The 13,412-nt window shown below is 62.4% G+C and carries 11 protein-coding genes; 10 read left to right on the top strand and 1 reads right to left on the bottom strand.

From position 1 onward, the window contains the following. The first annotated feature begins 618 nt into the window (after nt 1-618). From AC1DIM_RS19200 to AC1DIM_RS19245, 10 genes are all read left to right on the top strand, one after another. Nucleotides 619-1,659 carry a LacI family DNA-binding transcriptional regulator gene (locus AC1DIM_RS19200; protein WP_477712078.1) on the top strand — a complete coding sequence of 347 codons (1,041 nt, stop codon included), beginning with the start codon at nt 619-621 and terminating at the stop codon, nt 1,657-1,659. A gap of 263 nt (nt 1,660-1,922) precedes the next feature. Then, a complete protein-coding gene (locus tag AC1DIM_RS19205; protein WP_477712079.1) occupies nt 1,923-3,389 on the top strand; it encodes an ABC transporter substrate-binding protein in 1,467 nt (488 codons plus the stop codon). A gap of 141 nt (nt 3,390-3,530) precedes the next feature. After that, nucleotides 3,531-4,508 carry an ABC transporter permease gene (locus tag AC1DIM_RS19210; RefSeq protein WP_477712080.1) on the top strand — a complete coding sequence of 326 codons (978 nt, stop codon included), beginning with the start codon at nt 3,531-3,533 and terminating at the stop codon, nt 4,506-4,508. Between the two features lie 14 nt (nt 4,509-4,522). Beyond that, nucleotides 4,523-5,461: an ABC transporter permease gene (locus tag AC1DIM_RS19215; protein ID WP_477712081.1), complete on the top strand. Its 939-nt coding sequence runs from the start codon at nt 4,523-4,525 to the stop codon at nt 5,459-5,461. A gap of 3 nt (nt 5,462-5,464) precedes the next feature. Beyond that, nucleotides 5,465-6,499, top strand: coding sequence for an ABC transporter ATP-binding protein (locus AC1DIM_RS19220; RefSeq protein ID WP_477712082.1), 1,035 nt, complete (start codon nt 5,465-5,467; stop codon nt 6,497-6,499). Then, nucleotides 6,496-7,446, top strand: coding sequence for an ATP-binding cassette domain-containing protein (locus AC1DIM_RS19225; RefSeq protein WP_477712083.1), 951 nt, complete (start codon nt 6,496-6,498; stop codon nt 7,444-7,446). Before AC1DIM_RS19220 ends, AC1DIM_RS19225 begins: the two co-directional genes overlap by 4 nt. Nucleotides 7,447-7,539: 93 nt before the next feature. After that, complete coding sequence (locus AC1DIM_RS19230) at nt 7,540-8,472, top strand: carbohydrate kinase family protein (protein ID WP_477712088.1); 933 nt, start codon at nt 7,540-7,542, stop codon at nt 8,470-8,472. A gap of 101 nt (nt 8,473-8,573) precedes the next feature. Then, entirely contained in the window at nt 8,574-10,079 is a 1,506-nt protein-coding gene (locus tag AC1DIM_RS19235; protein WP_477712084.1) for a glycoside hydrolase family 32 protein, read from the top strand. A 74-nt stretch (nt 10,080-10,153) separates the two neighbouring features. Further along, on the top strand, nt 10,154-11,152 hold the full coding sequence (locus AC1DIM_RS19240) for an aldo/keto reductase family protein (protein ID WP_477712085.1): 999 nt from the start codon (nt 10,154-10,156) through the stop codon (nt 11,150-11,152). A gap of 561 nt (nt 11,153-11,713) precedes the next feature. Continuing rightward, complete coding sequence (locus AC1DIM_RS19245) at nt 11,714-11,863, top strand: hypothetical protein (protein WP_477712086.1); 150 nt, start codon at nt 11,714-11,716, stop codon at nt 11,861-11,863. 126 nt (nt 11,864-11,989) lie between these two features. Here AC1DIM_RS19245 and AC1DIM_RS19250 read toward each other — a convergent pair whose 3' ends face one another. After that, nucleotides 11,990-13,099, bottom strand: a complete 1,110-nt coding sequence (locus AC1DIM_RS19250) for an IS110 family RNA-guided transposase (protein WP_477712087.1) — start codon at nt 13,097-13,099, stop codon at nt 11,990-11,992. Between the last annotated feature and the right edge of the window lie 313 nt (nt 13,100-13,412).

The raw sequence follows: 13,412 nt of genomic DNA on the forward strand, positions 1-13,412 counted from the left end.
TCAAACCCCGGGAAGAGGCTCCCGCCGCTTAAGCAGCAGGGTTCAGTAAAGGAAGTGGGCAGATCTCATGGCCGCCAACGGGCAGTTTTCATGGCCGTCAGCGGGCAGTTCCGTGGCCGCCTATGGGCAGTTTTTCATGGCCGCTAACAGGGGGCGTCTAGCTTCCTTCTCCCGTCTGCGAGTCGCCCTCGATGGTTCCATTTAGCCCTTCATTGCGATTCGCTTCTAGAAGCGCACGATTATTGGACGTCAGGTTCTGGAGAAGGCGCGCAGACAACAGTCAGGACCCGTGGGATCGGGCCTCCTGCCAGGGATCCCCGGGGCTGATAGTGGAGATTATGACGAGCTGGCGTGGGGAGAGATTCATAGATGGCTCCTCCGGTGCCCGTTCCGGCGCTAGTCGGCTGGATCGCCGTGCCGGATCACGGGCGCTCAGGGAGCGCGCCATCTGCTATACCACTCGTATTAAGTTGGCCCTTCACCCGCTCCTTGACGCCCCAACCCAACGTGGGATATGTTCTATGTCACATCTACTAACGCGCGTTAGTAACGCGCATCAGTAGGTCCCGCTAGACTCTCATCCAATATTCATCCCTATTACTAGACATCGGACGTTCAATGAAGACGAACCCACGGCAGGCCAAAGTGACGATGCAGGATGTCGCGAACCATGTCGGAGTCTCTCGGACGACTGTTTCCTTTGTCCTAAATGGCGGAACGGGAAACGGAATTCCACAAGAAACCCGTGTCCGCGTCCACCAAGCCGTGACCGAACTGGGCTACCGCCCGAACGCGGGAGCCCGAGCGTTGGCAGCCAAACACACCAAGCTCTACGGGCTGATCACGGAAATCGTGATCGCGCCTTATGCAGCCAGCATTGTCCGCGGCGCCGAGGAACAGGCCGCGCGGGAGGGTAAGACGCTTCTTATCGCCAGCACCGATGGCAGCAGCGACGGCGACCGGCGGGCCATCGAGACGATGCTCGAGCACCGTGTCGAGGGTCTGATCTATGCAACAAGCTGGCACAGGGGTGTGCGGCTGCCTGCAGTTGCGGAAGAGGTGCCGACGGTCCTGGTTCACTGCTTTGACGAAGCAATAAAACTGCATTCCGTCATTCCGAATGAGGCCCAAGGTGGCTACCTTGCCACGATGAGGCTCATTGGGGCCGGACACGACCGGATAGGGCTCATCAACCTTGATCCCGTCATTCCGGCCGCCATCGGCCGCCGGGCCGGTTACGTCCGAGCACTTGAGCAGGCAGGCATCGACCTGGATGAGAGCTTGGTCATCAACGAGGACGGTGAGGCAGACCAGGGCTACCGCGCAGCCGCTGCCCTCCTTGATGGCACCCGGCCGCCTACCGGGATCTTCTGCGCCACTGACCGCATGGCCATGGGCGCTTACGACGCCATCAAAGAACGAGGGCTTCGTATTGGGGATGATATCTCCGTGGTTGGCTTCGACAACCAGGAAGTTATCGCCAACTACCTGCGACCCAGCCTGACGACCGTCGCACTGCCGTTCCAGCAAATGGGGGAAACCGGCGTCGCGCTGCTGGCCAAACTGGCAGCGAACCGCGAGCTGACCCCGCTCCAACGCATTGTCGAATGTCCTCTGGTGGAGCGTACATCCGTGCGTCTGCAAATCCCGGCCTTCTGACGTTCACTCCCCGCTAACTCCATCTCCATTTCACTGACGAAACGAGTTCTCTCATGCCCAAAATCCACTCCAAAAGGCCGTTGATGGTTGTTGCAGCCTCTCTGGCGATCGGCGCGCTGGCTCTAACCGGCTGCAGCGCCGGAAGCACATCTGGAGGCACAGCAAACGGTGGGGGCTCCTCTAACGGGCTCCTGACAATCCCCCGGGAGGACACCGCAACGTTCACCAGCAACTTCAACCCCTTCTCCCCGAAAGCGCTTCCGATGACGCAGCAGTCGGTCTTCGAGCCGCTAATGATCGTCAACCCTGTCAAGGGCGAACCCGTACCTTGGCTCGGGACTTCGTGGAAAGCAGACGAGGACGGAAAGGGAGTGACATTCACGCTCCGCGACGGGGTTAAATGGTCAGACGGGCAACCTCTGACCGCCGACGACGTTGTGTACACCTTTGAACTCCAGAAAAAGATCCAGGGTGGTTTCGAGTATCTGGACAAGGTCTCCGCCGTGGACGCCCACACCGTCCGCTTCGACTTCAACAAGCCCTACGCACCCGGACTGTACGAGGTCGGCCAGCAGGTCATCGCCCCTAAGCATGTCTGGTCCCAGATCGCGGACCCGGCAAAGGCCACCAACGACAACCCGGTCGGCACCGGCCCCTACACTCAGGTCTCCCAGTTCCAGACACAGTCCTTCGAACTGGATAAGAACCCCAACTACTGGCAGCCGGAAAAACAGCAGCTCACGGGCATCAGGATGCTGGCCTTCGCGGGGAATTCAGGGGCTAACCTTGCCCTTCAGAACGGTGACGTGGATTGGAGCGACCAGTTCATCCCCAACGTCCAGAAGACCTTTGTCGATAAAGACCCGGCGCATCGTCATTTCTGGTACCCCACTACCGGAGGCACGATTAACTGGCAGCTGAACACCACCAAGGCTCCCTTTAACGATCCAGTCGTCCGCAAAGCACTCAGCATGGCCGTGGACCGCGATCAGGTCGACAGCCTGGGCATGTCGGGCTACACGCACCCGGCCGACTGCACCGGCCTCAGCGACGCCTACACCACCTGGCGCGACCAGAGCATCGTCGACAAATGCGACTGGACGAAACTGAACGTGGACAAAGCCAACCAGATGCTCGATGACGCCGGTTACAAAAAGGGAGCCGACGGAATCCGCACCCTCAAGGACGGCAAGCCGTTCCAGTTCAAGTTCTCTGTCGGCTCCGCATCTTCGGACTGGCTTTCCGTCGGCCAGATCATCTCCAAGGACATGGAAAAACTCGGCGTGAAGGTCGAGGTCAACTCCCCTGACTGGTCCCAGGTCGTCTCCGGCTACACTGACGGGTCCTTCGATAGCGGCATCGTCTGGAGTAACGCTGGCGCGACCCCCTTCGAGTTCTACCGAGGCGTCATGTCACAGAAGGTTGTTGTCCCGGTCGGAGAAAAGGCCAACGAAAACTACCACCGATTTGGCGACGCGGAAGCGACCGCAACGCTCGATAAGCTGGCGGCAACGGCAGACCCGGCGGCGCAGAAGACCCTCGTCGACAGCCTGGAGGCACGCTTCAATGACGCGGCCCCGGTGATCCCGCTGTTTTCCGGCCCGGCGTGGGGCGCCTACACCGACCAGCGATTCACGGGTTGGCCCAGCAGCGATAACCCGTACGCGACTCTTTCGGCCCGCTCCGCCACCACTGTCCTGGTTCTGACCTCGCTCAAGCCGGCCAAGTAGGCATCACGTGGCTTTTCGGGGCAACCGGCTCCGAACAGCCACGAAAGCCGCGCACACACGCGGCACCCGCACCGTTACCACCTGCCGGACCCGGACCGATCTCCGGGGCGGCGCAACAATCATCAAGAAAGAAGCGGAATCATGGTATTCCTCCTCCGCCGCCTGGGGTTCTACGTCATCGCCTTCTGGGCCTGCATCACCCTGAATTTCTTCCTCCCGAGGCTGATGCCCGGGGACCCTGTCAGCAGAATGTTCTCCCAAGTCCAGTCTCAAATGCGCCCGGACCAGGTGGATGCGCTCCGGCGGCTCTTCGGTCTGGACGACCGCCCGCTTTGGGAGCAGTACTTCACCTACATCGGTAACATTTTCCGTGGGGACATGGGCATCTCGCTATCCCGGTTCCCCGCCCCCGTTTCGGAGGTGATCGGGTCACAGATCGGATGGACCCTTCTGCTGGGCGGCACGTCCCTGGCTATTGCGGTCGTCCTGGGCAATTTCCTCGGCGTTCTGGCAGCGTGGCGGCGCGGCAAATTCCTGGATTCCGTCTTTCCCCCTTTGCTGATTTTCGTCGGATCATTCCCCTACTTTTGGCTGGCCATGGCCGCGCTTTATCTGTTCGGTATCACCCTTGGCTGGCTGCCTCTGAGCCACGCCTTCTCCACGGGGCTCAGCGCCTCGTTCTCGCTCAAATACATTGGCGACGTAGCCGCTCACCTCATCCTCCCGGCCCTGACCATAGTCTTGGTCTCCATCGGCGGCTGGATGCTCGGTATGCGCAACACGATGATCGCCACCACCGCTGAGGACTACATCACAATGGCCCGGGCCAAGGGACTCCGTCCGGCACGGATCATGTTCCAGTATGCGGCCCGAAATGCCATGCTGCCCTCGGTGACGTCGTTCGGCATGTCTCTTGGCTTCGTCGTCGGCGGCGCACTCCTCACCGAAACCGTGTTCGCGTACCCGGGCATCGGCTACCAGCTCCTGACCTCCGTCCAGGCACTGGACTACCCGCTGACCCAAGGCATCTTCCTGACCATCACCGCCGCCGTGCTGGCAGCGAACTTCCTGGTCGACATCATTTACGTACGGCTGGACCCCCGGGTCCGGGTCAGCTAGAGACAGGTCCCCCCATGTCACTTACAGATTCAACACCTACCGCGACCACCACGGCCGGCAACCCTACCGTTCAAGTACCGGAACCTGCGGTCCCCGGTCGCCTGGTCCATGGAGGGTTCGTCCACGGTATCCTCACGAACAAGAAGGCCCTCTTCGGGCTGGCCGTCCTGGTCATATTTGCCCTCCTGGCACTGCTGGCACCCCTCCTGGCACCGGGAAACCCATCCGATTTCGGCCCGGAAGCATCCCTGGCGCCATCCGCGGACCACCTGCTCGGAACCACATCTAAAGGCCAGGACGTGCTCGCTTTGACCCTATGGGGATCGCGAAGCTCACTGACAGTCGGATTCATCGTGGGCCTGGCGGCGACCTTCATCGGCTGCCTCGTCGGCATCGCCTCCGCGTACTTCGGCAAAGCCATCGACGAACTGCTCTCGTTGCTGACCAACATTTTTCTGCTCATCCCCGGGCTTCCACTGCTGGTAGTTCTCGCCGCATTCCTGCCGCCGGGCCCCGCCACCGTCGTCATCGTCCTGGTCATCACCGGCTGGGCAGGAAGCGCCCGTGTGCTCCGCTCCCAGGCACTGTCGTTGCGCAGCAAGGACTTCGTCGCCGCGGCCGTGGTGACCGGTGAGAAAGCCTGGCGCATCATGTTCCGGGAAATCCTGCCCAACATGGCCTCCATCGTCATGAGTACCCTGCTCGGCTGCGTCATTTACGGCATCGGCGCCCAGGCAGGCCTGGAGTTCCTGGGGCTCGGCGATACCGGGTCCGTCAGCTGGGGAACCAACCTCTATTGGGCAAACAACGACGGCGCCCTCATGACCGGCGACTGGTGGGTGCTCCTGCCCTCAGGCGTAGCCATCGCCGTCGTCGCATTTGCCCTGGCCCTGATCAACTACGCCGTCGATGAAATCACCAACCCTCGCCTGCGCGTGGAAAAGAAAGGCTGACAGATGCAAACCCTGACTGAACAGGACCGGGGAAGCATTGGCCGTGCCGCCGCTCCCGTGCTGAGCGTGAAAAACCTGCAGGTCCAGTACACGGCAGAAAGCGGAGACGTTACGGCCGTGGACGGCGTCAGCTTCGACATTGGCGCAGGAGAAGTGTTCGGCCTCGCCGGCGAATCAGGCTGCGGCAAGTCCACCATCGCCAACGCGGTCATGCGGCTCCTGCAAACCCCGGCAAAAATCACAGGCGGCTCCATCGAGCTCAACGGAAGAAATCTCCTGGACCTGGGTGAAGAAGAACTGCGACGCACCCGCTGGCGCGACGTCGCTATGGTCTTCCAAAGCGCGATGAACTCCCTGAACCCCGTCATGACCATCGGAGACCAGATCGTCGATGTCTTCACCACGCACGAAAGGATGCCCAAGAAAGCCGCCCGTGAACGTGCCGCGGAGCTGCTGAAACTTGTCGACATCAGCCCCGACCGCCTCAAGGCCTACCCGCACCAGCTCTCCGGCGGAATGCGCCAGCGGGCAGTGATCGCGATCGCGCTGGCGCTCAAACCCTCCCTTCTCATCATGGACGAACCCACCACGGCCCTGGACGTGGTGGTTCAGCAGGAAATCATGCACCAGATCAAAGAACTTCAGCAGCAGCTGGGGTTTTCCATTCTGTTCATCACGCACGACATCTCACTCATGGTCGAGCTCTCCCACCGCATGGCCGTGATGTATGCGGGAAAGCTGGTCGAGGTCGCTCCGTCCAAGGACATGCTGGAGAACCCGCTTCACCCCTACACGAACGCCCTGATGGGAGCGTTCCCTCCGCTGACCGGCCCGAGAGTGGAGTTGATAGGCATCCCGGACGCCCCGCCGAATATGGCCCACCCGCCCACCGGGTGCCGCTTTCACCCCCGGTGCCCGCTTGCTATCGACGCGTGCCGCACCATCGAGCCACCGCTCCTTCCAGGAGCCGAAAACCATGACGCAGCATGCCTGCTCGTACCCGAATATGTTGTCCCCTCCGAAAGGTCAAGCCGATGAGCAGCGCACACAGCACCTCATCCCGCCCCGAAACGGGGACCGGGCCTCTGGTCCAGGTCCGCAACCTGAGCAAGGACTATCATCTTGGAAGCTTTCCCTTCCGTTCGATCGTACGTGCCGTTAACGACGTCTCCTTTGACATCAACCATGGCGAGATTGTGGCACTTGTCGGGGAATCCGGCAGCGGAAAAAGCACCATCGCCCGCATCCTCGCCCGCCTTGAGCAGCCCACCGGCGGCCAGCTCATCATTGACGGGCAGGACATCTTCGCCACCGAACGGCGCAAGGCGTCAATGAAATACCGAAGCAAGGTCCAGATGGTCTTCCAGGACCCCTTCGGATCCCTCAACCCGGCACACCGCATCGAGCACTTCCTGACGCGGCCCCTACAGCTTCACGGACAAAACGACAGCCCGAAGGCCCTCAAACTCAAACTGCGTGAACTGATGGCAACAGTCGGCCTGGGCGAGCAGATGCTGAACCGATACCCCCACCAGCTCTCCGGCGGACAACGGCAGCGTGTCGCCATCGCCAGAGCCCTGGCGGTGGAACCGGAAATCATCCTGGCCGACGAGCCCACCTCAATGCTCGACGTCTCGGTCCGCATCGGAATTCTGAATCTGATGCGGAAACTCCGCGATGAACGGGGGGTGTCCATGCTCTATATCACCCACGACCTCGCATCCGCACGCTACATCGCGGACACAACCCTGGTGATGAGCGCCGGGGACCTGGTCGAGGGCGGTGAGAGCATCGAGCTGATGGCCGCCCCCCATCACCCGTATACCCAGTTGCTGCTCTCCGCCGTACCCGATGCCCGCAGGACCCAGACCGTCCGTCCGCCGAAGAGGGATGCCACGGAGCGGAACGCCGGCCGGGGCACCGGCGAACGCGTCACCCTCAGCGAATCCCACTGGGCGCTGAAAGTGCCAGAATCTGCCGCCTGACGGCCACCAGCCACCCGACCGCCGCCTTCTCCGCAGAATCAGACCCAATCAGCTTCGCTGCAGGCTGCCCAAAACCCAGGAAAGAATCCCATGATGAAACCAGCTGCCGCCGTATCCGGCGCACTCTCAGGCGTGCCCGAGGTGATCGTTGTCGGCGAAGCACTCATTGACGTGGTCCACACAGGGGACGGCGTCACTGAGCACCCCGGGGGCTCACCCGCCAATGTGGCCTACGGACTCGCCCGTCTGGATGTTTCGACAGGGTTCCTGACCTCAATCGGCACGGATGACCGGGGTCTTGCCATCAGCAGCCACCTCACCGGCGCAGGTGTCCGTATACTCCCAGGCTCCCAGTCCGCCGCCGCTACATCGACCGCCACAGCAACACTGGCCGGCGACGGGTCCGCAACCTATTCCTTCGACCTCGCCTGGCAACTGGCCCCGTTTGCTCCGACGTACCTGCCCAGGCTCCTGCACGCCGGGTCGATCGCCAGCTTCCTCGCCCCTGGAGCCGCAGGCGTGAAGTCCCTTCTGCAGCACTGCGCAGGCATCAGCACTGTCACCTATGATCCCAACATCCGGCCCGAACTGCTCGGCAGCCATCACGAAGCCAGAACCATCTTCGAAGATCTCATTCCCCTCACGGACGTCGTGAAACTCAGCGACGAGGACGCCGCGTGGTTGTATCCCCGCAGGTCGCCGAAGGAGGCTGCCCGCCACATACGCGGACTCGGCACGGATCTGGTCGTGGTTACCCGCGGATCAGAAGGATCCTTCCTGCTCACCGCGGAGACGGAAATCAGTGTCCCCTCCGTGGAATCCGTTGTCGCGGACACCATCGGGGCCGGGGATGCCTACATGGCGGCCCTCATCCTGGGGCTTCTGACTAGAGGAGGCGAGGGCCTGGCTCCGCCCGTTCTCGAACAGGTCGCCCGCATGGCATCCATGGCGGCCGCCATCACCGTGGGCCGTCCAGGAGCGGACCTGCCCTCCTCGGCGGAAATGCGGGCAAGCCTGGTCAGCTGACCACCACCTTCCGGCTCCAACACCGCGGCCAATCTGACGATCACCGCAAGATTTTGGCCGCTTCTTCGCCCCATTCCGAACCTGAAACGAGTGCACCTCCCATGACGGCCGTGACCACCACACACCCGGAAGCCTTCCGGCCCGCCCTGCATTACACGGCCCGAAACACCTGGCTCAATGATCCCAACGGCCTGATCCACCACCAGGGCCTCTACCACCTCTACTACCAAAACAACCCCTTCGGAAACACCTGGGGAAACATGTCCTGGGGCCACGCGACGTCGGACAATCTCGTGGACTGGACCGAACAGCCTCTCGCGATTGCCTGCGACGAGCAGGAGGAAATCTTCTCCGGCAGCATCGTGTTCGACAGCCAAAACAGCAGCGGGCTCGGCACCAACACAACGCCCCCGCTGGTGGCCATCTACACCAGTGCCTACAAGGAAGCCTCGCCGTTGCACGGCGTGCAGGCGCAGTCGCTGGCCTACAGCCTGGACGGCGGCTTCACCTGGAAAAAATACGCAGGCAATCCCGTGCTCAGCCGTAACTCGGCAAACTTCCGTGACCCGAAAGTTTTCCGCTATGACGGCGGGGCCGGCTCCTACTGGGTGATGGCGGCCGTGGAAGCCCACGACTACAAAGTAGTCCTCTACAAGTCCGAGGACCTGAAAACCTGGGAACACCTCAGCGATTTCGGCCCTGCCAACGCCACCGGAGGAATCTGGGAATGTCCTGACCTGTTTGCCCTCCCGGTGGATGGCAATCCACTGGAGCCGAAATGGGTTCTGACGGTGAATCTGAACCCCGGCGGCCCGAACGGCGGTTCAGCCGGGCAGTACTTCACAGGAGACTTCGACGGCGTCACATTCACCTCCGACTCCACCATCACCAGCGGGGAGCAGGACCCCGACCGCCTTCAGGAGTACAACTGGCTGGACTGGGGACGGGATTACTATGCCGCCGTCTCCTTCAGCGACGCCCCCGACGGCAGGCGGATCATGATCGGCTGGATGAACAACTGGGACTATGCCAATCAGATCCCGACTTCACCTTGGCGGAGCCCCATGTCTCTGCCCCGGGAACTCTCCCTGGCCACCGTTGGCGGCCGCACCAGATTAGTCCAGAATGTCGTCGAGGAGGCCGTCTGCCGCGGTGAGGCGCCCGCAGATCAGGACGTCCCCATCCGCCTGTCCGGTGAAACACGCCCGGTCCCTGCCGCTACGGGCACGGTTCAGCTCATCGAAGCCGAGTTCACGGCTGGGACGGCCGAAGAGTTCGGCCTCATCGTTCGCGGGAGCGGCACGGAAGGTACCCGAATCGGCATCAACCCCGTCCAAGGCCGCCTCATCCTCGACCGGACTGCCTCAGGTGATACTGGCTTCCATGACGGCTTCCCTTCCGTCGACACCGCGCCCATCAACGCCCGGGACGGCCGATACGAGCTAAAGATCTACCTCGACCACTGTTCCGTTGAGGTCTTCGCCCAACACGGCGAGCTGGTGCTCACCGACCTGATCTTCCCGGACAAAACAAGCACCGGAGTCTCGATCTACGCCCACGGCGGCTCTGCAACACTCGAGAGCCTGACGATCACGCCTTTGGTGTAGGCCCGGCGTGCCACAGATGGCACCCCGCAAACCGCAACAAGACCGCAGCAACAGGATATGGAAGAAACACGAGCATGGAATACCGCAAACTTGGTTCCTCCGGCATGTACATCAGCGAACTGGCCTACGGGAACTGGGTCACCCACGGTGAGCAGATCGACCAGGACGCCGCCACGGCCTGCGTCCGTCAGGCCCTGGATCTGGGCATTACCACCTTCGACACCGCCGACGCCTACGCAGGCACCCGCGCGGAGCACACGCTCGGTGAAGCGCTGGCCGGTGTGCGGCGCCAAAGCGTCGAGATCTTCACCAAGGTCTACTTCCCCACCGGCGAGGGCCGGAACGACCGCGGCCTGTCCCGCAAGCACATCATGGAATCCATCAACGGCTCCCTGACGCGACTGCAGACCGACTACGTGGACCTCTACCAGGCCCACCGCTACGACTACGACACCCCGCTGGAAGAAACCATGCAAGCCTTCGCTGACGTCGTCAGGGCCGGGAAAGCCCTGTATATCGGCGTCTCCGAATGGACCGTAGACGAAATCCGCGCCGGCGCCGCCCTCGCCCGGGAACTAGGCATTCACCTGATCTCCAACCAGCCCCAGTACTCCCTCCTCTGGCGGGTCATCGAAGAAGAAGTCGTCCCCACCTGCGAGGAGCTGGGCATGGGACAGATATGCTGGTCACCCATGGCCCAAGGTGTGCTAACCGGAAAATACGTCCCCGGCCAAGCGGCCCCCGCAGCATCCCGCTTCACAGGAGAGGACGGCAAACTCAAGTCCGACAACCGCTACCTGACCGAAGACATCCTCACCCGAGTCCAGCAGCTCAAACCACTCGCCGCCGACGCCGGCCTTTCCATGCCGGCACTCGCCGTCGCGTGGGTACTGCAAAACCCGAACGTATCGGCGGCCATCGTCGGCGCTTCCCGCCCAGAGCAGCTGATCGACACCACCACCGCAGCCGGAGCGAAACTCGACCCGGCCCTGATGGCCAGAATCAATGACATCCTGGACCCGGTCACTGAACGTGACCCCGCGAAAGTGGAGTCCTTCAAATCTCGCCCATGAAATGACAAGCGGATCTTCACAGGAAAGCCATAGGCCCGTCTGACGCCAATAACGCGGCGTATCGCCGCCTGGGATAGCTGAACTTTGCAGGCGGGCCCCGGCCCGGGGGTCGAGGTGCAGGGGTGACTGAACCGGGCACTCGACCGCGAATCCGCAGTGTCATGTTTCATGACTTCGTAGACGGTTGATGGCTCAGGAGTTCGTAGACACTTCGCGTGTGCGTGCCGGTTTGGTGTCACTTCGGCGTGGATAGTGTGTTTTTTCGGGCTCATGCGGGGTCGGTGGTGTCGCCAGAGGGCTAGCCGTTGCCGACGTAGGGCGTGCCTTTGGGCGGTCTGGGTGGCTGATGATTTCGGCGCCTTGGGCTCCGTAGAACATGATGGTGAACCTAGTTCGACCAAGCGCTTCTCTTACTTTTGTTCGGCTTGGATAGACCGGCTATTCACGGTTCGCATTGGCCAGCCCATTGACGGAGAGTTCGACTTCGGCGCGGGTCCCCGAGCGTCTGGATGGTGGGGTCGCACCATCCGGTCGGATGCTACGGCCGATCGTTCCCGGAGGGTGGATCCTGTTCGATGGACCGTATCGGTCATCTACGAGGAGACAAGTTCCGTTCCCACGCTCAAGCTCATGGGCGAGATCACCTCGGACCTGGCCGTCTTCCGAGACCTCCCGGACGACCTCGAACTGGAAGTCGCTCTCGCCGACTGATATGTAGGAACGTTTGTCAAGGGGCAGAGGTGAGCGGCTCCCAGCTGTTGTGGTGGGGGGTCCGCTGGTTTGGGTGCCGTCCGGGTGTGGTGGTCGTGCTGGCGAGTCTTGTTTCGACTGGCAGTGTCAGACTGATATTCGCGGGTGGTCGCCTTGCTGGAGGGGTGCGGCCAGGGACCAGCACCAGCCGGCGAGTTCCCGCGCGATCGCGGTGTTGGCCGTGACGGACCGTTTCGTCCGGGCCTCGAAGACTTCCCATTTGTGGTGGAGCCTGTGATTGCCTTCCAGGGCCCGGATCCGGGTGGCTGGGCCGACCAGGTCCAACTGCCGCAGCAGGCGCAGCCCGGGCCGGGAGTAGGGGCGTTTATGCTGCCAGGCCGCCTCGATGAGGAGCTTGCGGGCGTATTTGCTGCCGGCTTTTGTGATCGGTCCCTGGTGCCGGGATCGGCCCGAGGACTGCTCGCTGGGCACGAGACCCAGGTAGGAGCCGATGGTGGCCCCGGTGAAGCGTGTCCAGTCACCGATCTCCACCGCGAGCCCGAACCCGGTCGTGACCTGAATGCCGCGCAGGCACATCAACGCGTCGATCACCGGCGTGTACTCACAGTCTCTGGCGACAGCTGCGACGCGTTGGTCAATGCGCTTGAGACGGGCGGCGAGCAGTTCGGCCTGTTCCACGTCGGCCTCGTAGGTGAACTGCAGCACCGGGGAGTCGAAACGCTGCCGATGCAACCACGTCTGGTGCTCGAGCGTCCACTTCGACTCTTTGGGATACCTGATGCCGTGGCGGAGCAGGATCGCGTTCACGTGCTGGCGGGCGTGGGCGAGGTCCTTCGCCGCTGTGGCCCGCAGCCGCGACAAATCCCGCAGGTCCTCCTGCTCCCGCGTCGGGACCCGCACTTCCGCGACCTGGCCCAGGGCCAGCATTTCCGCCAAAAGCCGGGCGTCCCGCTGGTCCGTTTTAATCTTGTCGCCCGGTGCCCGCAGCAGCTTCGAGGACGCGGCCACCACACAGTCAACGCCGGCCTCCCGCAGGAAACGGGCCAGGAAGTACCCGGTCGGGCCCGACTCGTACACTGCCTTCACCGGCGGCTCGAAGCGTCTGACCCAGTCCAAAACGACCGCCGGGTCCGGGTCCATCTGCATCCGGACCAGTTCTCCGGTGTCCGGATTCAGGGCGCAGCCGACAACGGAAACCGCGTGAACATCGAGCCCGATAAACGTATGCTGAAACATAGCCGGGACCTCCCAAAACTCACATGTGGCACTACCAATGCAACTCTCACGAAGGCCTCAAGCCAAGAGGTTGTTCACTGGCAACCCACGGACGCTGTGAAACAGAAGGCCCCGGCCCCTCACCAGCCGGGAGTCGGCTCCCTGTCGTCCGGATACAAGGACATTTCCGCCGGGCAATAGGCCCCGCGGCGCCGCCTCCCCAACACGACGGAAACCCGCCAGCATCAAGCCGGCGCCGCGGGACCGCCCGGCGACAATGGCCGCCCCGGACGGACAGGAAACCCAACCACCCTCACCTCATATCGTCTAGGTA

Source organism: Pseudarthrobacter sp. 01T43, from assembly GCF_056398665.1.

What these genes read in the sequence shown, in the direction of transcription:
- AC1DIM_RS19225 (WP_477712083.1), top strand. Translation starts at nt 6,496, where the DNA reads ATGAGCAGCGCACACAGCACCTCATCCCGCCCCGAAACGGGGACCGGG.
- AC1DIM_RS19220 (WP_477712082.1), top strand. Translation starts at nt 5,465, where the DNA reads ATGCAAACCCTGACTGAACAGGACCGGGGAAGCATTGGCCGTGCCGCC.
- AC1DIM_RS19205 (WP_477712079.1), top strand. Translation starts at nt 1,923, where the DNA reads ATGACGCAGCAGTCGGTCTTCGAGCCGCTAATGATCGTCAACCCTGTC.
- AC1DIM_RS19240 (WP_477712085.1), top strand. Translation starts at nt 10,154, where the DNA reads ATGGAATACCGCAAACTTGGTTCCTCCGGCATGTACATCAGCGAACTG.
- AC1DIM_RS19210 (WP_477712080.1), top strand. Translation starts at nt 3,531, where the DNA reads ATGGTATTCCTCCTCCGCCGCCTGGGGTTCTACGTCATCGCCTTCTGG.
- AC1DIM_RS19200 (WP_477712078.1), top strand. Translation starts at nt 619, where the DNA reads ATGAAGACGAACCCACGGCAGGCCAAAGTGACGATGCAGGATGTCGCG.
- AC1DIM_RS19215 (WP_477712081.1), top strand. Translation starts at nt 4,523, where the DNA reads ATGTCACTTACAGATTCAACACCTACCGCGACCACCACGGCCGGCAAC.
- AC1DIM_RS19250 (WP_477712087.1), bottom strand. Translation starts at nt 13,099, where the DNA reads ATGTTTCAGCATACGTTTATCGGGCTCGATGTTCACGCGGTTTCCGTT.
- AC1DIM_RS19230 (WP_477712088.1), top strand. Translation starts at nt 7,540, where the DNA reads ATGAAACCAGCTGCCGCCGTATCCGGCGCACTCTCAGGCGTGCCCGAG.
- AC1DIM_RS19235 (WP_477712084.1), top strand. Translation starts at nt 8,574, where the DNA reads ATGACGGCCGTGACCACCACACACCCGGAAGCCTTCCGGCCCGCCCTG.